The organism is Variovorax sp. GW458-11-26-14-LB1 (assembly GCF_059423965.1).
In genome coordinates this window covers 1-19,534 of record NZ_JBWKYW010000027.1, presented here as the reverse complement: position 1 = coordinate 19,534, position 19,534 = coordinate 1, and the positions used below count along the sequence as shown (strand labels likewise).

The 19,534-nt window shown below is 70.1% G+C and carries 18 protein-coding genes; 8 read left to right on the top strand and 10 right to left on the bottom strand.

Translation table 11 applies throughout. From position 1 onward, the window contains the following. Positions 1-11: 11 nt before the first annotated feature. Positions 12-839 carry a DODA-type extradiol aromatic ring-opening family dioxygenase gene (locus AC07YS_RS18370; RefSeq protein ID WP_495268801.1) on the bottom strand — a complete coding sequence of 276 codons (828 nt, stop codon included), beginning with the start codon at positions 837-839 and terminating at the stop codon, positions 12-14. 100 nt (positions 840-939) lie between these two features. On the opposite strand from AC07YS_RS18370, the gene AC07YS_RS18365 reads away from it, so the two are divergent. Together AC07YS_RS18365 and AC07YS_RS18360 are read left to right on the top strand one after the other, a co-directional pair. Continuing rightward, positions 940-1,875, top strand: coding sequence for a LysR family transcriptional regulator (locus AC07YS_RS18365; protein WP_489057131.1), 936 nt, complete (start codon positions 940-942; stop codon positions 1,873-1,875). Between the two features lie 94 nt (positions 1,876-1,969). Beyond that, on the top strand, positions 1,970-3,826 hold the full coding sequence (locus tag AC07YS_RS18360) for an ABC transporter ATP-binding protein (RefSeq protein WP_495268802.1): 1,857 nt from the start codon (positions 1,970-1,972) through the stop codon (positions 3,824-3,826). Between the two features lie 7 nt (positions 3,827-3,833). Here AC07YS_RS18360 and AC07YS_RS18355 read toward each other — a convergent pair whose 3' ends face one another. Next, positions 3,834-4,262 carry a VOC family protein gene (locus AC07YS_RS18355; protein ID WP_495268803.1) on the bottom strand — a complete coding sequence of 143 codons (429 nt, stop codon included), beginning with the start codon at positions 4,260-4,262 and terminating at the stop codon, positions 3,834-3,836. 85 nt (positions 4,263-4,347) lie between these two features. Between AC07YS_RS18355 and AC07YS_RS18350 the strand changes: the two genes are divergently transcribed. Next, positions 4,348-4,941 carry a TetR/AcrR family transcriptional regulator gene (locus AC07YS_RS18350; protein WP_495268804.1) on the top strand — a complete coding sequence of 198 codons (594 nt, stop codon included), beginning with the start codon at positions 4,348-4,350 and terminating at the stop codon, positions 4,939-4,941. Here the strand turns inward: AC07YS_RS18350 and tssF are convergent. After that, positions 4,938-6,818, bottom strand: a complete 1,881-nt coding sequence (gene tssF, locus AC07YS_RS18345) for a type VI secretion system baseplate subunit TssF (RefSeq protein ID WP_062475631.1) — start codon at positions 6,816-6,818, stop codon at positions 4,938-4,940. The two genes, AC07YS_RS18350 and tssF, sit on opposite strands and share 4 nt — an antisense overlap. A gap of 58 nt (positions 6,819-6,876) precedes the next feature. Next, positions 6,877-7,467 (bottom strand): type VI secretion system baseplate subunit TssE, encoded by a 591-nt coding sequence (tssE, locus tag AC07YS_RS18340; protein ID WP_083258999.1) that lies wholly within the window; start codon positions 7,465-7,467, stop codon positions 6,877-6,879. Positions 7,468-7,648: 181 nt separating this feature from the next. Here tssE and AC07YS_RS18335 point away from each other — a divergent pair, with 181 nt between their 5' ends. The 3 genes from AC07YS_RS18335 to AC07YS_RS18325 all read left to right on the top strand — a co-directional run bounded on the left by AC07YS_RS18335 (position 7,649) and on the right by AC07YS_RS18325 (position 10,727). Continuing rightward, a complete protein-coding gene (locus AC07YS_RS18335) occupies positions 7,649-7,777 on the top strand; it encodes a hypothetical protein (RefSeq protein ID WP_302622609.1) in 129 nt (42 codons plus the stop codon). A gap of 140 nt (positions 7,778-7,917) precedes the next feature. Beyond that, a complete protein-coding gene (locus AC07YS_RS18330) occupies positions 7,918-9,306 on the top strand; it encodes a DUF2868 domain-containing protein (protein ID WP_495268805.1) in 1,389 nt (462 codons plus the stop codon). Further along, positions 9,303-10,727 (top strand): GTPase/DUF3482 domain-containing protein, encoded by a 1,425-nt coding sequence (locus AC07YS_RS18325; protein WP_495268806.1) that lies wholly within the window; start codon positions 9,303-9,305, stop codon positions 10,725-10,727. The genes AC07YS_RS18330 and AC07YS_RS18325 overlap by 4 nt, the downstream gene beginning before the upstream one ends. Positions 10,728-10,736: 9 nt before the next feature. Here AC07YS_RS18325 and AC07YS_RS18320 read toward each other — a convergent pair whose 3' ends face one another. Continuing rightward, positions 10,737-11,528 (bottom strand): crotonase/enoyl-CoA hydratase family protein, encoded by a 792-nt coding sequence (locus tag AC07YS_RS18320; protein ID WP_255221122.1) that lies wholly within the window; start codon positions 11,526-11,528, stop codon positions 10,737-10,739. A 140-nt stretch (positions 11,529-11,668) separates the two neighbouring features. Between AC07YS_RS18320 and AC07YS_RS18315 the strand changes: the two genes are divergently transcribed. Beyond that, complete coding sequence (locus AC07YS_RS18315) at positions 11,669-12,688, top strand: AraC family transcriptional regulator (protein WP_495268807.1); 1,020 nt, start codon at positions 11,669-11,671, stop codon at positions 12,686-12,688. Here the strand turns inward: AC07YS_RS18315 and AC07YS_RS18310 are convergent. After that, the gene (locus tag AC07YS_RS18310; protein ID WP_095947501.1) at positions 12,685-13,680 is read right to left on the bottom strand and encodes a sialic acid TRAP transporter substrate-binding protein SiaP; all 996 of its coding nucleotides are present in this window, start codon (positions 13,678-13,680) and stop codon (positions 12,685-12,687) included. The two genes, AC07YS_RS18315 and AC07YS_RS18310, sit on opposite strands and share 4 nt — an antisense overlap. A 197-nt stretch (positions 13,681-13,877) precedes the next feature. Here AC07YS_RS18310 and trhA point away from each other — a divergent pair, with 197 nt between their 5' ends. Then, complete coding sequence (gene trhA / locus AC07YS_RS18305; protein WP_495268808.1) at positions 13,878-14,501, top strand: PAQR family membrane homeostasis protein TrhA; 624 nt, start codon at positions 13,878-13,880, stop codon at positions 14,499-14,501. A gap of 12 nt (positions 14,502-14,513) precedes the next feature. Here the strand turns inward: trhA and AC07YS_RS18300 are convergent, their stop codons facing one another. The 4 genes from AC07YS_RS18300 to AC07YS_RS18285 all read right to left on the bottom strand — a co-directional run bounded on the left by AC07YS_RS18300 (position 14,514) and on the right by AC07YS_RS18285 (position 19,514). Next, entirely contained in the window at positions 14,514-15,512 is a 999-nt protein-coding gene (locus AC07YS_RS18300; RefSeq protein ID WP_495268809.1) for a tripartite tricarboxylate transporter substrate binding protein, read from the bottom strand. Between the two features lie 34 nt (positions 15,513-15,546). Then, the gene (locus AC07YS_RS18295) at positions 15,547-16,785 is read right to left on the bottom strand and encodes an acyl-CoA dehydrogenase family protein (RefSeq protein WP_495268810.1); all 1,239 of its coding nucleotides are present in this window, start codon (positions 16,783-16,785) and stop codon (positions 15,547-15,549) included. Between the two features lie 20 nt (positions 16,786-16,805). Then, positions 16,806-18,377: an AMP-binding protein gene (locus AC07YS_RS18290; protein WP_495268811.1), complete on the bottom strand. Its 1,572-nt coding sequence runs from the start codon at positions 18,375-18,377 to the stop codon at positions 16,806-16,808. 141 nt (positions 18,378-18,518) lie between these two features. After that, complete coding sequence (locus AC07YS_RS18285; protein ID WP_495268812.1) at positions 18,519-19,514, bottom strand: LysR family transcriptional regulator; 996 nt, start codon at positions 19,512-19,514, stop codon at positions 18,519-18,521. Between the last annotated feature and the right edge of the window lie 20 nt (positions 19,515-19,534).

The window sequence follows — 19,534 nt, the reverse complement described above, 5'->3', positions numbered from 1 at the left end:
CCCGCGTGCCTTCAGGCGGCGCCGAACCGGTAGCTCGACACCACGAGCCCGCCCATGAAGGCGTCCTCGTGGTACACGCGCTCGCCGACGTCGCCCTCGGCCGCACCCACCGCGACCATCAGCGGAATCAGGTGCTCCTCGCGCGGGTGCGCCATGCGCGCCGACGGAGCCGAGGCCCAGTCCTGCAGGCGTTGCACGCGCGCCTGCGGCGTGGCCTGCACAGCCGTCTCGTCGAGCCAGTCGCCGAAGGCCTTGGACACGCCGTGCGCCTGCGGACCGAAGTTGCGCAGGTTGTGATAGCTCAGGCCGCTGCCGACGATGAGCACGTTCTCGTCGCGCAGTGGCGCAATCGCGCGGCCCAGCGTCAGGTGCTCGGCCGGGTCGAGCCCGCGCCGCAGCGACAGTTGCACCACCGGCACCTCGGCGTTCGGGTACATCGCGGCCATCGGCGAGAACATGCCGTGGTCGTAGCCGCGCTCGGGGTCGATCTGCGCCGGCAGGCCGGCGACGGCGATCAGCGACTGCACGCGTTGCGCGAGCTCCGGCGAACCGGGCGAGGCATAGCGCACCTCGTAGGTGTGGGCCGGAAAGCCGCCGTAGTCGTAGATCATGGGCGGGCGCGGGTTGCCCTGCACGGTGAACACGGGCGACTCCCAGTGCGCCGAGACCATGAGGATGGCCGCCGGCGTGCGGCCGATCTGGCGCGGCATGTCGGCCAGCGAGGCGGCGAGCTGGTCATAGGTGGCGCCCATCTCCTTCTTCATCCAGGGCCAGGGGCCGCCGCCGTGCGAGATGAAGTACGTGGGCAGGCGGGAAAGCGTGGGGGTGTCGTGGGTCAAGTCGATGCTCCTTGAAGGCGTTGGATCGACTGTAGACATTTCCTTTCAGGAAATCGACAGGCTACGATGCATCGAATCCTTTCTTCACAGGAAATCATCGATGGACCGCATGACCAGCCTGCGCGTGTTCCGCGAGGTCGTCGAGGCCGGCAGTTTCGTGGCCGCGGCAGAGCGCCTGGGCCTGTCGGCACCAATGGCCAGCAAGCACGTGGCACAGCTCGAGAAATCGCTGGGCGCGCGGCTGCTGCACCGCTCCAGCCGCCACCTGAGCCTGACCGAGGCCGGCACCGCCTGGTACGAGCAGAGCCGCCGCGCACTCGACCTGCTCGACGCGGCCGAGGCCGCCATCGGCCAGACCAGCGACGCGCCGCGCGGCCAGCTCAAGGTGAGCGCGCCCGTGTGGTGCGCCACGCCGCGCTTTGCGCGCGTGCTGGCCGACTACCGCGCGGCGTACCCCGAGGTGCTGGTCGACATGCACCTGGAAAACCGCAAGGTCGATCTCGCGGCCGACGGCTACGATCTGGCCTTGCGCGCCACGCAGGAGCCCTCGCCCGCGCTCATCGCACGGCCGCTGTGCCGCGTGCCCTTTCATCTTGCGGGCACGCCGGCCTACCTGAAGCGCCACGGCGCCCTGCCCGCGGTGCCGGCCGACCTCGCGAAGCTGGGCGCGATCGTGCCCAGCTACGTGAACCTGGACAACCTTGCGCTCAAGGGGCCGGGCGGGCGCATGTTCCCGCTGCGGCTCACGCCCGCGATGCGCTCGGACGACACCACGCTCACGCTGCACGCGGTGCGCGCCGACATGGGCATTGCGTACCTGCCCGTGTGGCTCATCGACGACGACCTGGCGCAAGGCCGGCTGGTGCGGCTGCTGCCCGCGTTCGAAGCCACGCCGGTCACGCTGTTCGCCGTGTACACGAGCCGGCAGTACATGTCGCCCAAGCTGCGAACTTTCATCGACTTCCTGAGCGAGCGGCTCGGGGGCATGGAAACAAAGGCAGCACGCGCTGACGACACCAAGACACGACGCAGCTGAAGGGTTGCTGAAGGCATCGGCTGCGAACGCACCTTTTCGGGGCAAGGTCATGCATGCAGGGCTACAGTCGAAGGCTCTCCTGGAGACCGATTCCTTGTTCCGCTTTTTCGAAAAACTCCTTCCCCCGTACCCCGCCGCCGAACCGACGCTGCCGCCCCAGGGCTTCTTTGCCTTCCTGTGGGCCTGCACGCACGGCGTGCGCGGCAAGATCGCCGCGATGGCGGTGCTCACGGCGGTGATGTCGACCTTCGAGGCCGCGCTGTTCGCGATCCTCGGGCGCATCGTCGACTGGCTCGGCGGCCAGGTGCCGTCCAAGCTGTGGGCCGAGCGCGGCGACACGCTGCTGTGGCTGGCTGCGTTCCTGGTGATCAGCATCGGCGTGGTGGCACTGCAGACCATCGTGAAGCACCAGACGCTGGCGGTGAACCTGCCGATGCGCCTGCGCTGGAACTTCCACCGCCTGATGCTGGGCCAGAGCATGGCCTTCTACCAGGACGAGTTCGCGGGCCGCATCACGGCCAAGGTGATGCAGACCGCGCTGGCCGTGCGCGAGACCGTGTTCGTGCTGGCCGACGTGCTGGTGGCCATGGGCGTGTACGTGGCCACGATGATCATCCTGGTGGGCGTGCTCGACGCGCAGCTGGTGTGGCCCTTCGTCATCTGGCTGGCGTTGTACATCGCCTCGCTGGTGTACTTCGTGCCGCGCCTGGGCAAGGTCGGCAAGGCACAAGCCGACGCGCGCGCGCTCATGACCGGGCGCGTGACCGACGCCTACACCAACATCGCGACCGTCAAGCTGTTCTCGCACACGCAGCGCGAGGCCGGCTTTGCGCGCGACGCGATGCGCGAGTTCATGAAGACGGGCTACGGCCAGATGCGGCTGGTGAGCGCCTTCGAGATCGTCAACCACACGCTGAGCATGGGCCTCACGGCCGGCATGGCGGGCATGGCGCTGTGGCTGTGGTCGCACGGCACGGTGGGCGTGGGCGCGGTGGCCGCCGCCACGGCGATGGCGCTGCGGCTGCAGGGCATGTCGCACTGGATCATGTGGGAGATGACCAGCCTGTTCGAGAACATCGGCACGGTGCAGGACGGCATGAAGACGCTGTCGCGCCCGCGCACGGTGCTCGACGCGCCCCATGCCACGGTGCTCGACGTGCCGCACGGCGAGGTGCGCTTCGAGCAGGCGAGCTTCCGCTACGGCGACGCGGGCCGCCGCGTGATCGACGACCTGAACCTCGTGGTCAGGCCCGGCGAGAAGATCGGTCTGGTCGGCCGTTCGGGCGCCGGCAAGTCGACGCTGGTGAACCTGCTGCTGCGCTTCCATGACCTGGAGAGCGGCCGCATCCTCATCGACGGGCAGGACATCTCGAAGGTCACGCAGGATTCGCTGCGCATGCACATCGGCATGGTCACGCAGGACACGTCGCTGATGCACCGATCGGTGGCCGACAACATCGCCTACGGCCGGCCCGACGCCACGCTGGCGCAGATCGAAGCCGCCGCCAGGCGTGCCGAGGCGCACGACTTCATCCAGACGCTGGGCGACGCGGGCGGACGGCGCGGCTACGAGGCGCATGTGGGCGAGCGCGGCGTGAAGCTGTCGGGCGGCCAGCGCCAGCGCGTGGCGATTGCGCGCGTGATGCTGAAAGACGCGCCGATCCTGCTGCTCGACGAAGCCACGAGTGCGCTCGACTCCGAGGTCGAGGCCGCGATCCAGCAGAGCCTGTACACGCTGATGGAAGGCAAGACCGTGATCGCCATCGCGCACCGGCTCTCGACCATCGCCGCGATGGACCGGCTCATCGTGCTCGACGAAGGCCGCGTCGTCGAAGAAGGCGACCACCGCACGCTGATGGCCCAGGGCGGCCTGTATGCGCGGCTGTGGGCGCACCAGAGCGGCGGCTTCCTGGGCGACGGGCTGGAAGAAGACGAAGCCCTGCGCGCCTGAACGGGCGTCAGGTCGGCAGCGCGCTGGCTTCGTACTGCTGCACGAACTCACCCGACGGCGGGATCGGCTTGATGATGTCGATCAGCACGCCGTTCGGGTCGCGCGTGATGAAGTGGCGCTGGCCGAAAGCCTCGTCGCGCAGCGACAGCAGGATCGGCAGGCCCGCCGCCTTCAGGCGCTCGTGCTCCGCGTCGGGGTCTTCCACCTCGAAGTTCAGCAGCAACCCGCCCGCCACCTGCCCGCGCGCTTCGGCGGGAATGGTCGTGTGGCTGCCGTCGAGCACGGCGAGGTTCACCGAGGCATCGTCCGCCAGCTGCAGGTGCACGTACCAGTCGGTCGTGAACAGCGACGCAAACCCGAAATGCGCCTGGTAGAAGGCCGCGGTGCCGGCCACGTCGTTGGTCATGATCACCGGGTAATAGCTCGTCACTTTCATGGGATGACTCCTTCGTGGATAAAACGTACAAACTGCATGTAAGTTAAATATTAATCCACAAACAGACTGCATGTAAATTAGGGTCATGGCCAAAACCCCGGCACGCACCAACCGCGAACGCACCGAAACCACCCGCCTCGCCCTGACCGAGGCGGCCCGCACGCTCTTCGTCAGCAAGGGCTACGGCGACACCTCCACGCCCGAGATCGCCATGGCCGCCGGCATCACGCGCGGGGCGCTGTACCACCACTTCAACGACAAGCGCGACCTTTTCCGCCAGGTGTTGCTGCTCGAGGCGCAGGCGGTCGCGGCCGACATCGATGCCGTCACGCCCGACGAGCTCGGCCCGCGCGAAGCCCTGCTCGTGGGCAGCGAGGCCTACCTGAAGGCGATGACGGTGCCGGGGCGCACCCGGCTGCTGCTGATCGACGGGCCGGCCGTGCTGGGCCTGGCGGAAATGATGTCGATGGACGACGCCACCTCGGCGAACTCGCTGCGCCAGGGGCTGGCGCGCGCCGGCATGGGCCGCGGCGAGGTGTCGCTCGACGCCCTCGCCCGCCTGCTGTCGGCCGCCTTCGACCGCGCGGCCCTGGAGATCGATGCAGGCGCTGATGCCGCCAAGGTGCGGGCCGCCATGCTGTGGCTGCTGGAGCAGGCGCTCCCGCCCAGGAGAAACTAGACCGCGCCTCGCCCACCCATGCGCACGGGCCATTTCGCGACGGTGCCGCGCTGCATCGATTCGAGCGTCGTCTGCGTGAACACGTTGATGCTCACGTGCCGCGCGAGGTAGTGCTCCAGCACCAGCCCCAGCAGGTACGGGCTCGTGCCCGAGAACCCTTCTTCATCAACGCTCAGCGTGCACTGCACGCCGCGCCCGTAGATCAACGGCCCCGCGCCCGGCAGGCGCCGCGTCACGGGCTCGATGCGCGAGCCGACGAGGCAATCGATCTGCCGGCGCAGCACGTCGTTGTCGGCCGTGACGAACAGCCGCAGCATGTCGCGCAGCGCCTGCGCGCCCTCGCGGTGCGGCATGTCGGCCAGCGGCAGGTGGTTGAAGCCCAGCTGGCGGATCAGCCGCCATGCGATCTCGCGCTGCGCGAACGGCGACTTGGGCGTGCTCGGCGCACGGATGAGGCCCACGGCCGACACCGGGATCGAATCGGCCACCGCGAGGTCGGCCTGCCCGTTGCGCGGCACCAGGCACGGCAGGTCGCGATTGGTGAGCATCGCCTTCACCGACAGATAACGCAGGCTCTCGGGGTACGGCGCCTCCTGCTGGTCGACCAGCGACAGGAACACCTCGGTGCCGATGTAGGGCGTGCGCGTGCCGTACTTGCGCGCCGTTTCGGACACCAGGCGCGGTTCGCGCCGCACCGAGAAGTAGCGGCCGTGGTTGCCCTCGTCTTCGTTGAGCGTCTGGTAGAGCGGGCGGAAGTCGATCTCGGCCGTGGTGCGCGCCTGCTGGCCGGCGATGCGCTGCACCGAATACACCTCGAAATCCATCGGCCGCGAACGGTCAGGCACGAGGTGGAACTCGGTCTGCGCGCTGTCGAGTTCGATGCGGTCGGTGCGCCGCTCGAACAGGTTGACCACCGGCGTGCTGAACAGCGCGAACTGCGCCGCATCGACCAGCGCCCCCAGCGCGCCGGGCGGCTTGCTCAGCAGCACGACGATCTCGACCTCCTTGCCGGGAATGCGCGCCAGCCCTGGCGCGAGCTGCGTGAGCGTGAAGAAGTAGAAGCGCTCGGGGCACGCGAAGTACTCGTGCAGCAGGTTGTGGCCATGGAAGGTGTTCCACGCCAGCGGCAGCAGGCCTTCGCCCGGCCCCAGCCCTTCGTGCACCAGCGCGCCTTCGGTCACGACGTGCGGACGGTCCATCAGCTGGCCGGGCTCGCCGATGAAGGTCGCGACCGCCGAGGTGTGCAGCAGCTCGAACAGGTGCGACGCCACCTGCTCGTTGCCGCGCAGGTAGATCGGCAGCCGGTCGAGCCCCGACAGTGCCGAGAAGCCCATCTCGCCCACGATGCGCAGCCGCAGGCGCAGCGCGCCCGTCACCTGCACATGCGGCGGCACGTAACGCTCCAGCGCCGGGATGTCGGGCGGTGCGCCGGTGAGCCGGGCCTCGGCGATCTCGAAGGGCCACAGCGTCACGTCCTGGCTGGAGCGGAACTCGCACGGCGTCTGCTCGCCCGCGGGCACGCGCGCATGGAAGGCCGTGCCGCGCGGCACCACGAAGCCGCGCGTGAAGTCGCCCTCCTTCACGCTGGGGTGCAGCTGCGCCACGGCCATCGACGGCGTGGGGCTCAGGTAGTTGGGGTACAGCACCTCGAGCAGGCGCTGCGTGAAGCGCGGAAATTCGGCGTCGAGCTTGATCTGCATGCGCGCCGACATGAAGCTAAACGACTCGATGAGCCGCTCCACGTACGGGTCGGCCACCTCGATGCCGTGCATGCCCAGGCGGCGGGCGATCTTGGGGTGCGAAGCGGCGAACTCGCTCGCCGCCTCGCGCATGTAGACGAGTTCCCGGTTGTAGTACTCGAGGAGTTGCGGGTCCATGACGGTGAGCCTTCCCTGGCGTGGTTGAAATAAAGGAGAAATGAAAGACAGACAGGCTTCAGTCCGCCGCGCCGACGATGCGCATGCGGTTGGTCTCGAGATCGACCGCGCTTTGCACCGTGAAGGCCAGCGGGTACGGCTTCAGGTGGATGAGCGCGCGGATCTCGAACAGCAGCACGTTGTAGGCCTCGGCCGCGCCGTCTTCCTTCATGAGCGGCACCACCTGCACGCTGTCGGGGATCAGGCGCGGCTCGTAGTCGCGGATCGCGCGGCGGATGATGCGTTCGATGTCCGCCCACTTGCGCTCCGACAGGTAGCTGCCGGCCAGCGGCGGCACGCCGTAGTTGACGGTGGAAGACGCCGCGTCGGCATGGCGCGTGCGGTCGATCAGGTCTTCGGCGTTGGTGGTGTTGAACAGCAGGGCCAGGTCGCGCTGGATGATCTCGCGCATCCGGGCCGGCGTGGCCGTGTACTCGGACGGCAGCTCGGCGCTGCGGCCGGGCGCCTCGTCGCGCAGGCGGTCGAACAGCGTGGGCAGCAGCTGCGCGTTGACGCGCGGCGCGGCGGGTGCATCGGGCCCGCGGGGCGCGCGGGCGCCGGGGTGCGCGGGGTGGGAACCTGTGAACGGGGATTGCTCGGTGAGCCGCATGACCTGGCCTTTTCTGGAAGGGGCAGAGTCTTGCGTGGATGCCCGCCGCTCATTGCAAACAATGGTCACACAGCAGGCCGGGCGCGCACGCCCACGCTCACGTCCACGCCCATCCCGGGCATTTGTCGCCGTCTGCGCGCTTCGCGAGTCCTACAGCACGCACCGTCCCTCGCCGACACCCGTGCGCCAGTTGGCGCCCGATGCTGGGTCATCGCCAACCACAAGGAGCCTTCGCGTGAATTCCATCATCTACATCGTCGGCCTGGTCGTGGTCGTCGTCGCCGTGCTGTCGTTCTTCGGCCTGCGCTGAAACCGCAAGCGCAGCGCCACGGGGCCGTTCGCGGCCCCGTTTCTCTTGGGCAGGCCTTCTGCATGCGCCGGGCATAATTTGCGCGCCCCGCCACCGCTTTGCTGCGCCGGGGCGTCATTGGCGAAGAAGAAGGGACCCTGTTGATCACCACCACCGCGCTGCGCGCACCTGCTTTTCCGGATGCGGTGATCACCGAGGCGGTCCGATGGACCGAACAGAACGGCCCGCTCGACGACGCGTCGGCCCTTCGTACCGCGGCCTCGCGCGCAGCCGACGGCCCCACCCGCATCGTTGAACGCGCCCGCCACCTCGGCGAGCGCATGGGCCTGCAGGCCGAACTCTCGCGCGGCCGGCAATGGGCGCCGTGGGTGCTGCTGGCGCTGGTGGCGCTGGTCGTGATCGCGGGGCTGGGTCTTGCGGGCCAGGTGGTCGGCGGCAACGATCGCCACATCAACGTGATCGTCGCGCTCGTCAGCTTGCTGGGCCTGCACGCGCTCACGCTGCTGCTGTGGTTGGCCGGCCTGTGGCTGCCGTCGGGCACCTTCGGCACGGCCTCGCTGGGCTGGCTGTGGCTTTCGCTCACGGCGCGCGTGGCGGGCGGCCAGCGTGGGCAGGCACCGCAGTTGGTGCGCGCGGCCACGGGGCTCTTGACGCGTGCGCGTCTGCTGCCCTGGGCCTTCGGGCTCGTGAGCCACGGCATCTGGGCGCTGTCGTTCGCCGTGGTGCTGGCCGCGATGCTGTTCGCCCTCGCCTTTCGCAGCTACACGCTGAGCTGGGAAACCACCATCCTCGAGCCCGCCTTCTTCGTGCGCGTGGTGCAGGCGCTGGGCTGGCTGCCGGCGCAGTTCGGTTTTCCGGTGCCCGATGCGGCCACGGTGCAATCGGCGGTGCCGGTCGCAGCGGCCCAGCGCACCTGGGCGCTGTGGCTCACCGGCTGCATCGCGGTGTACGGCCTGCTGCCGCGCCTGGTGCTGGTGCTGCTGAGCGCCGCCGTCTGCCGCCATCGTCGCCCCGCCTTGCAGCCCGACTGGCAGGCGCCCTACTACCGCAAGCTGCTGGCCCGTTTCGCCGCGCTGGCGCCGCCCGCCATCGTCGATGCCGACCCGGGCCGCGCGCACCCCGCCGCGCCGACGGGCCTGCCGGCTTCCGAGCAGCACGATGGCCTGTTCGTCGTCGGCTTCGAACTGCCGCCCGACCTGCCCTGGCCGCCCGCCGGCTTGCCGGCATCGGCGGTCCGCATCGACGGCAGCGCCCCGGCGCGCCGCGAGCTGCTCGACCAGCTCGTGCAAACCCACCCGCGCACCGTGCTGCTGGTCTGCCATGCGGCCTCGAGCCCCGACCGCGGCACCGAGCGCTTCCTGCGCGAGGTGCTGGCGCATTGCGGCGAATGCCGCCTCTGGCTGGCCGACGCGCCCAACGCCGCCGCCACGCAGCGCTGGCGCGACTGGCTGCGCGACGCCGGACTGGCCCACGTGGTTGCGAGCGACCGGCTCGACGCCGTCTTCACGGAAGGCACCGCCACCGCATGACCGCCCCGACTCCGATCCGCATTGCCGTCGTCGGCCACACCAACGCGGGCAAGACCTCGCTGCTGCGCACGCTCACGCGGCGCGTGAACTTCGGCGAGGTGTCGCAGCGCCCGGGCACCACGCGCCATGTCGAGTCGGTCGATCTCGAGGTGAACGGCCAGCCGGCCGTGCGCTTCCTCGACACGCCGGGCCTGGAAGACGCGGTCGCGCTGCGTGAGCACCTGGCCGGCCTCGACGCCGCCCAGCAGGCCACGCCGCCCGAGCGCATCCGCCGCTTTCTGCAGGGCCCCGAGGCGCACGGCGTGTTCGAGCAGGAGGCCAAGGTGCTGCGCGCGATGCTCGACATCGACGCCGCCTTTCTCGTGATCGACGTGCGCGAGCCGGTGCTGCCCAAGTTCCGCGACGAGATCGAACTCCTGAATTCCTGCGCGCGCCCGGTGCTGCCGGTGCTCAACTTCGTGCGCGACGCCGCCAGCCGCGAGCCGGCCTGGAAGGAACTGCTCTCGGCCTACGGCCTGCATGTGCAGGTGCGCTTCGATGCGGCGGCGCCTTTCGTGGGCGCCGAGCACGACCTCTACAACGACCTGGCCACCCTGCTGCGCGACCGCCGCGACGCGCTGCGCGGCGTGGTCGACGCACTCGACGCCGAGGCCGACGCGCGCCGCCAGTCGGCCTGCACGCGCATTGCGGACCTGCTGGTCGATGCCGCGGCCATCCGCCGCACCGTGCCCGCCGCCGAGTTCGCCGACGCCACGCGCCGCCAGGCATTGGTCGCCGGCGTGCAGAAGGACGTGTTCGACAAGGCCCAGCGCTGCACCGACGACCTGCTCGCGCTCTACGGCTTTCGCCAGGGCGACGCCGACGAAGCGCCGCTGCCGATCATCGAAGGCCGCTGGACGCTCGACTTCTTCAACCCCGAGGCGATGAAGGACGCGGGCCTGCGCCTGGGCAAGGGCGCGGTCATCGGCGCCGCCGTGGGCGTGGTGGCCGACCTCGCAGTGGCGGGCCTGTCGCTGGGCGCGGGCGCGGCATTGGGCGGCGCCATCGGCGGCGCGGTGTCGCAGGGCTGGGGCCCGCTCGGGCGCAAGCTGGCCAACAAGCTGCGCGACATGCACGAGCTCACGGTGGAAGACAGCGTGCTGTTCACGCTCGCGGCATGGCAACTGCAGCTTTCGCAGGCGCTGGAGCGGCGCGGCCATGCGGCCGTGGAGCGCATCCGGGCCGAGGCCCCATCGGCGGACGAGGACGACACGCTGATGCGTGCAGCCGCCGGCGCCGTGCGCGCCGTGCAGCCGGCGCGCAGCCATCCCGAGTGGGAATCGACCGGCGCCCTCACGCGCAGCTTCTGGCGCCCCGCGCCGCAGCGCGAGGCGCTGGCCGGCACGCTGTCGAGCGAACTGCGGCGCGCCTTCGACGCCTGACGCCGGGCCTCAGCCCGCCACTTGTTCGGGCGTGACCTTGGCCAGTGACTTGTCGACGAACGCCCCCAGCCGCGTCTGCACTTCCCCGCCGGTCTGCACCACCGCCGCCATCAGCGACTCGGCGAACATGCCGTCGGTGGCCGACATGTCGGCGATGCGGCTGATCGACGTGACCATCGCGTAGTTCGACAGCGCCGCGTTCTTCGCCACGCGCTTGGCCAGCACCATCGCGGCGCGCAGGCTCTCGCCGGGTGCGGCGATCTCGTGTGCCAGGCCCAGCGTCTTGCCGGCGCGGGCGTCGAGCACGCGGCCGGTGAGCATCATCTCGACCATGCGGCCCGGCGTGATGATGCGCGCCACGCGCACCGTCGCGCCGCCGCCGGTGAAGATGCCCTTCTGTCCCTCGGGCAGCGCGAAGTAGGTCGACGGGTCGGCCACGCGCACATGCGTGGCCGCCGCCAGCTCCAGCCCCCCGCCGACCACCGCGCCATGCAGCGCCGCGACCACCGGGATGCCGCCGTACTGGATCTTGTCGAAGGTGCTGTGCCAGCGCTGGCACACGCGCATGAAGTCGACCGCCGTGCGTTCCTTGTCGTGGTGTTCCTTGAGGTCGAGCCCGGCACAGAAATGCGGCCCCGCGCCGGTCAGCACCACGGCCTTGGCCTCGCGCGGCAGCGCACTGAACACGGCGTCCAGCGCGGCCAGCGTGGCCTCGTCGATGGCGTTGCGCTTGGCGGGACGGTTCAGGGTCACGACGGCGACCTCTTCGTCCATGTGCAGGGTGACGTTCCGTTCGATCACGGCAGGGCTCCTTGGGTTGTTGCGGGTTCCGCCACCGGAATGGGGCGCTTCAGGGCTACGATAGCCCTGGGTACCGCGCTATTGCTTGCAGATCGCGCCCATTCATTTGCAGATTCCGCCAACCGTCTTTTGAACCCGTCATGCCGCCAGAGCGCGCCACCGTCGCCGTCAGCTTCCTGCAGCACCTGCTGAGCGGCGCGCGCCGCCAGCTGAGCCCGCGCGACATCGACATGCTGGCCGCGCAGGCCGGCCTCTCGCCGCAGCTGCTGCGCCAGGACGGCGCGCGCGTCACGCGCGAGCAGTTCGTTCGCATGTACGAGTGCGTGTCGCTCTTCATGGGCGACGAGATGCTGGGGCTGTGGTCACGCCCGATCCGCGCCGGCGCGCTCAAGTACCTCGGGCTCAGCCTGCTCGACGCGCCCTCGCTCATGGTCGCCATGTACCGCTTCACGCGCTTCTGGAACCTGCTGCTGGACGACCACCGCCTGCGCATGACGCGTGCCCACGGCGTGGCCACGATCACCATCGCGCCGCACCCGGAAGCCGCCGCGCGGCCCACCACGCCCTTCGGCCATGCACTGATGGTCAAGCTGATCCACGGCGTGGCCTCGTGGCTCATGGGGCGGCAGCTGCCGGTGCTGGGCGTCGGCTTTGCGTTCCCGCGCCCGGCGCGCTTCGACGAGTACGCCAACCTGTTCCCCGGCCCGCTGCAGTTCGAGCAGGACACGTCTTCGGTGCGCTTTGCCGAACCGGTGCTGCGCCAGACCTTCCAGCGCACGCGCGCCGAGCTGCTCGACTTCGTGCGCCGCGCGCCCGACGACTGGATCTTCGTCACCTTCGACCACGACACCACCAGCGCCACGGTGCGCGAGTTCGTCGCCGCGCACCTCGCCTCGGATGCCACGCTGGGCGCGGCGGCGCGCGCGGTGCACATGTCGGAGCGCGCGCTGTCGCGTCAGCTTGCGGCCGAGGGCACGAGCTTTCGCGCGCTGAAGGAAGAGGTGCGCCGCGACCTCGCGATCCAGCGCCTCGTGAAGACGCGCGAGCCCATCGACCGCATCGCCGCCTCGGTCGGCTTCGACAACACGCCGGCCTTCCACCGCGCCTTTCGCACCTGGACCGGCAGCACGCCGCGCGGCTACCGCCAGCGCGCGGGTTAGTTCGCCGCGCCGGCGAGCGCCTGCAGCTTGGCGAAGTCGCCCGGCCGTGCGCCCATCTGCTCGGGCGTGGAGCGCTTCGTCACGCGCTCCAGCAGCGGCAGGCGGTTGACCGGCTGCACCGTCATGCCCTTGCCGCGCAGGAACTGTTCGTCTTCGAGCTCGCTGGCGATCACGCCGACGTTGGTCCACTTGGCCGTGTCGGCCAGCGTCTTCTCCACCATCGCCTGCTGCGCCGGCGTGAGCCGGGCCCAGGCCGCCTTGCCGATGACGATGCCCAACGTGTCGTAGATGTGGCCCGTGAGCTGCACGTATTTCTGCACCTCGTACAGCTGCTTGGCGCGCACCGTGCCCAGCGGATGCTCCTGCGCCTCGACCTCGTTCTTCTTGAGCGCGCCGTACAGGCTGTTGAACGGCAGCGACACGGGCTTGGCGTCGAGCGCGGTGGCGAAGAGCTGATAGGCCGCGGCGTCGGGCACATACAGGCGCAGGTCGCGAAAGTCCTCGGGGCGCTGCAGCGGCTTGCCCGAGGTCACCTGCCGCGCGCCGTAGTAGACCGACGCGACCATGCGGTTGCCGCTGCGTTCGTTGTAGCCCTTCATCAGGTCCGCGAGCAGCGGGCTCGCGAGGTACTTGCGCACGTGGTCCAGGTCCTTGAAGGCGAAGGGGTAGCTGCCCAGGCCCAGCGGCGGATAGCCCTCGGCCAGCGTGGCCTGCCCGACGTAGGCGATCTGCATGGCGTCGTTGGCGAGCATCAGCGCGTAGTCGCGCTCCTGCCCCAGCTTCGAGGCGGGCACCACCTCGATCTTGATCTTGCCCTCGGACTGCTCGGCGATCTTGCGCGCCGCCAGTTCGGCCTGCTGGTGAAAGATGCTCGCGGGCTCGTAGATGTGGCCCCACTTGAACTGCTGCACTTGCGCACAAGCGACAGCGGCGCTCCCCATGGCGACGCACAGGACAGCAGCCCGGCGCCACGACATCAAACGTTTTTTCATCGGCAGTCCCTCGCGGTGAGAAGGCCCGCCGGCGCGGGTGCGCCAAAGCACGCGGCGGGTGTCGGGAACGCATCCCGGCCGCTGAATGTAAACATTTGCAACCAGAATCCAGACAGGGTTTGCCCGGTCACGGGGCAGTCATGGCCCTTCCCTAGCATCCGCGTGCGCCCGACGCGCCCACTTCCCCACCGCACCTCATGTACCCCGGCGAACGACTCAACGGCTACAGCCACCTGTTCGGCCTGCTGCTCGCGCTGCCGGCGGCCGCGCTGCTGCTCGCCAAGACGCTGCCCACGGGCGACCCGGCGCGCATCGCGGGTGGGCTGGTGTTCTCGCTCTCGGCCGCGGCGCTGTACGCCGCTTCCACGCTCTTTCACAGCACGCGCGGCCGGAGCAAGCGCCTGTGGGAGCGCGCCGACCACTGCGCGATCTTTCTGCTCATCGCGGGCACCTACACGCCCTTCGCGCTCGTCACGCTGCAAGGCCCCTGGGGCTGGCTGCTGCTCGCGGCGATCTGGAGCGCCGCGTGCTTCGGCATCTGGCGCGAGCTGAAACCCGCCGAGACCGGCACGGCGAAGAAGCCTTCGCTGCCGCTGTACATCGGCATGGGCTGGCTCGGCGTGCTGGCCGCCGCGCCGCTGGCGGCCAAGCTGCACGCGACCGGACTGGCCTGGCTGGTCGCGGGCGGCGTGCTCTACACGGTGGGCACGGTGTTCTATCGCAACCGGCGGGGGCTGCGCCACGCGCACGGCGCCTGGCACCTGTTCGTGCTGGCCGGCACCACGAGCCACTACGTGGCCGTGGGGTGGTTCGTGCTCTGAAGCAGCTGCTTCTTACAACGGCTGCAGCTTCGCGGTCTTCATCATCCGCTCGGTCAGTTCCATCTCGCTCGCGAAGCCCTGCACGTAGGCCTCGGTCGTCGACGGGCTCACCTCGCTGCCCAGCTCGGTCAGCGCGGCGATCACCGACGGCTGCTTCAGCGCCTGACCGAACACCTCGTAGATGCGCGCAGCGATCGCGTCAGGCGTGCCTGCCGGCAGCGAGACGCCGCCCCACGACGTGAGTTCGACGCCGCGCAGCCCCAGCTCGGCCAGCGTCGGCACCTGCGGCAAGGCCGCGTTGCGCTTGGCGCCGGCCACGCCCAGGGCGCGCAGCTTGCCGCCCTGCACGTGCGGCAGCGCCACCGAGAAGATCGGCATGCCGAAGTTCACCTGGTTGCCCAGCACCGCGTTGACGATTTCCGACGCGCCCTTGTACGGCACCTGCGTGGCCTGCACGCCTGCGGCCTGCAGGAACAGCTCCACGCCCAGGTGCGAGGGCGTGCCGACGCCGCCCGAGGCGTAGTCGAGCTTGCCGGGGTTGGCGCGTGCACGCGCCACCAGCTCCTGCAGGGTCTGGATGCCCGAGCCCGCATTCACCACCAGCAGCACGTCGGAGGTGGTCAGCCGCATGATGTGGCGAAAGTCCTTGAGCGCGTCGTAGCCCGGGTTCTGCTGCATGCGCATGTTGGCGGCCATGGGCGCGCTCGAGTAGATCCAGGTGTAGCCGTCGGGCGCGGCGCGCGCGACCTGGCGGGCACCGATGTTGCCGGCCGCGCCGCCGCGGTTCTCGATGACCACCGGCTGCCCCAGCAAGGGCCCGAGCGCTTCCGCGAGGATGCGCGCGCCGTTGTCCGGGCCGGTACCGGCCAGGTACGGCACGACCCACTTGACCGGGCGGGTCGGCCGCCAGGCGGAGGCGTTCGCGCCAGCTGCGCGCGCGATGGCCGGCAGCAGCGCCGAGGCCGCGATCGCGCCGCACAGCGCGCGGCGATGGGCATTGATGAGAGTCATGGCTTGTCTTGTCTCCTGATTGTCTGTTTCGGCCTCAGGCCGCATCGCCGATCAGCTCACGCGCGATGATGTTCTTCTGGATCTCGCTCGTGCCCGTGAGCACGCGGTACATGCGCAGCATGCGGAACAGGAACTCCACGCGCCGCCCCTGCACGATGCCTTCGCCGCCGTGGATCTGCACCGCCGCGTCGGCCACGCGGAACGCGGCCTCCGAGCAGAACAGCTTGGCCATCGAGGCCTCGGCGCGCGGGTCGCCGCCGGCGTCGATCTGCCGCGCGGTCGACAGCATCAGCGCACGCGCCGCGCACAGCTGCGTCGCCATGTCGGCCAGCGAATGCTGGATCGCCTGGAACTGCGCGATGGCGCGGCCGAACTGGCGGCGCGTGCGCGCGTAGTCGCGTGCGTCCTGCAGCGCCACGGTCGCCAGCCCCACCATGCCCGGGCAGTGCAGCAGCCGGTTGACCGTGATGCGCCCCAGCGCCAGCGCCAGCCCCTTGCCGGGCTCGCCGATGAGGTTCGCGGCCGGCACGCGGCAATCGGTGAGCACGATGTCGCCCGTGGTCGACTGGCCCGCCATGGTCTTGTAGCCCGCCTGCACCTGGACGCCCGGCTGCGTCAGGTCGACGAAGAACGCCGTCACCTCGCGGCGCGCCGGATCGTCCGAGGTGGACGCCATGAGGACCGCGAGATCGGCAAACGGCGAGCCCGAGATGAAGCGCTTGCGCCCGTTCAGCACATACATGTCGCCCTCGCGCCGCGCCTGCGTCTGCACCGCGCCGGCATCGGAGCCGGCCTCGGCCTCGGTGAGCGCGAAGCAGATCGCCTTCTCGGCCTGCGCCACCGGACGGATGAACGTCGCCATCTGCTCCGGCGTCGCAAACTTCGCGAGCGCGCCGACGCGCGGCGGCCCGCTGAGTTCGCCGAACACATGCGGCGCGAGCGGCGAGCCGCTGGCGTAGATCGATTCCTTCACCAGCACATGGTCGACCAGCGACAGGCCCAGGCCGCCCATCGCCGGCGGCAGCGTCATGCCGTAGAAGCCCATCGCGTGCGAGCGGCGCCAGACGTGGCGCAGCGTCTCCCTGTCGGGGCCGTGCTCGTGGTCGATGCCCTTCTCGCGCACCAGGTCGGCCAGTTCGCCGTTCAGGAAATCGCCGATGCGGGCGATCAACTCGGCCGCGCGCGGCGAGCCCTCGAAGGGGCCGTCGAACAGCGGCGCGCGGATGGCCGAAGCCTCGGTGGGGGCGGCGGCAGGGGTCAGTGTGGTGTCCATGTCGTTCTCTTCGCTCTTGTTCAATTGACGCGCCGCGCGTGGCCGGCCCAGTACGGCGTCTGGATCGCCTTGCGTGCGACCTTGCCGTTGGCGTTCTTCAGCAGCGACTCGACGAACTCGATGCGGCGCGGCCGCTTGAAGCCCGCGAGCCGCGCGGCGCAGAAGTCGTCGAGCCCGGCCGTGTCGGGCGAGGCGCCCGGTTTCAGCACGATGTGCGCGGCCACCGCCTCGCCCCACTTGTCGTCGGGCACGCTGAACACGCAGGCCTCGGCCACCGCCGCGTGCTGGTACAGCACGGCCTCGACCTCCGAGGGGTACACGTTGAAGCCGCCGCTGATGACCATGTCCTTCTTGCGGTCGACGATGTAGATGTAGCCCTCGTCGTCGGCGCGCGCGAGGTCGCCCGTGTGGTAGCGGCCCTCTTTGAGCACCTCGGCCGTGAGCTCGGGCGCGCGCCAGTAGCCGGCGAAGATGTCCTCGCCGCTCACGACGATCTCGCCCACCTCGCCGGGTGCGACCGTCTGGCCTTCGTCATCGACGATCTCCACCAGCGATTCGAGGAAGGGCCGGCCGCACGAGGCCAGCCGCTCGGGCATGGCGGCGCGCGCGAACAGGTGGTCTTCCACCGAGAGGCCGCACACGCCCGAGGTGGTCTCGCCCGCGCCGTAGCCCTGCGACAGCACCGGGCCGAACACGTCCATCGCCTGCATGATCCGCGCGGGCGCCATCGGCGCGGCGCCGTAGCCCAGGCGCTGCAGGTCGGGCAGCGGCCGGTAGCGGCCCTGCAGCTCGGCCAGCAGCATGTTGATCATGGTGGGCACCATGAAGGTGTGGGTCACGCGCTCCTTCTTCATGTCGTCCAGGAAGCGCGCGGGCTCGAAGCCGGTGAACAGGCGGATGGTCGCGCCGCTGCACAGCGCCGGCACGATCTGCATGCCCGAGGCGTGCGTGATCGGCCCCACCAGCCCCAGCAGGTCGCCGGGGCGCAGGCCCTCGCTGCGCGAGAGGAACTTGCGCAGCTGGGCCAGTCGGTTGCCGAAGGTCTGCATCGCGGCCTTGAGCACGCCGCTGGAGCCCGAGGTGTAGTGCAGCACGGCCAGTTCGTCGGCGCGCACGCGCTCGCAGGTGAAGGCGTCGCTCGCGCGTGCCAACTGGCCTTCGTAGGAAGCGGGCGCGCCTTCGGCCGCGTCGAGCAGCAACAGCTTCGGGGCCGCGCCTTTCAGCAGCGGCAGGAAGGTCTCGGCGCGCGCGGCGGTGGTGACGATCAGCGCGGCGTCGCTGTTCTCGATGACCTCGGCCACCTCGACCGGCGCGAGCCGCGCGTTCATCGGCGCCTTCACCAGGGCGGCCTTGTAGCAGGCCAGCTCCAGCTCGACGATCTCGACGCAGTTGGGCAGGTACACGCCCACGCGGTCGCCGCGCTGCAGGCCGAGCCCGCGCAGGGCATTGGCCAGGCGGTTGGCGCGCCGGTCGAGCTGTTCGTAGGTGCAGGCGCGCTGCGGCGTGGTCACGGCGATCTGCCGCGCATGCAGGCGGGCGGCGCGGGATGCGAGTTCGCCGACGTTGGCGACCTCGGGCGAAAGTGAGGGCAAGTTGTCTCCTTGAGGCCGGTGCCTGTGCACCGTGGGGAGAACTTTCGCAAACAACGCCACCGCACAACAAATACCGATTGCTGATGCGCGGCCATCACAAAAGATGATGACCCCGACGCGAGATCTTCCTGCCCGCGATGGCTATGGCTTGCCGTCGCCCAGGAACTGCGCGTCCCAACGCCCCGAGGCGATCATCGAGCGCGCTTCGTCAGCCAGCGCCTGCCTCACGACCTGCGTGGCCGCGTCGGGCACCTTGCCGGCCGGCGTGGCCAGGTGGTAGGTGCGCGCCAGCTCGGGCTCGACGATGCGTGCGATCAACCAGTTCGGCTGGTCGCCCGGCCCGTCCGCGAGCGCGCAGGCGGGCGTGACCGTGAAGCCCGCACCCGCCAGGTAGAGCGAGCGCAGCACGCGCGCCGAGTCATGCTCGTGCACCACGTTGAGTTCCACGCCCACCGCCTCGGCCGCCGCCTCGACGCGCTGGCGGATGCTGAAGCGGCGCGACTGCAGCACCAGCGGCAGGCTCGCGGCGCGTGCGAAAGGCACCGTGGGGCGCGCGGGCGCCCCCTTCTTCCCGCGCCCACCCTTCGCACTTTTGCCGAGCAACGCCGCCACCTCACCCTTCGCATCGAAGCCGCAGAGGAACATGCCTTCGCGCACGAAGGGGCGCACGTCCAGCCCCTCGACGCTCGGGGTGTCGACCAGCAGGCCGATGTCGGCGCGGCGATCGACCATCGCCTTGCGCACCATCAGGCTCAGGTCGTCGATCACGAACACGCGGATGCGCGGATGCGACTGCTTCAGCCGCGCCAGCACCGGCCCGAGCAGCAGCGAGGCCAGCAGGAACGGCACGGCCACCGTGACCGAGCCCTCGGGCCCGTCGGGCGCGCGCTGCAGCCGCTCGCGCATGGCCGCAGCATCCGACAGCAGGCGTCGCGCGTCCTGGTACAGCTGCAGCCCCGCGGCCGTGGGCGTGACGCCGACGTGCGAGCGGTCGAACAGCTGCGTGCCGAGCTCGGCCTCGAGCTTCTTGATCTGCGCGGTCAGCGCGGGCTGCGCCACGTACAGCGACGCCGCCGCGCGCGACAGGCTGCCGGCTTCGAGCACCGCGATGAAATAGCGAAGAGACCTCAGATCCATGGGGCGGGCGGGGGAAAGAT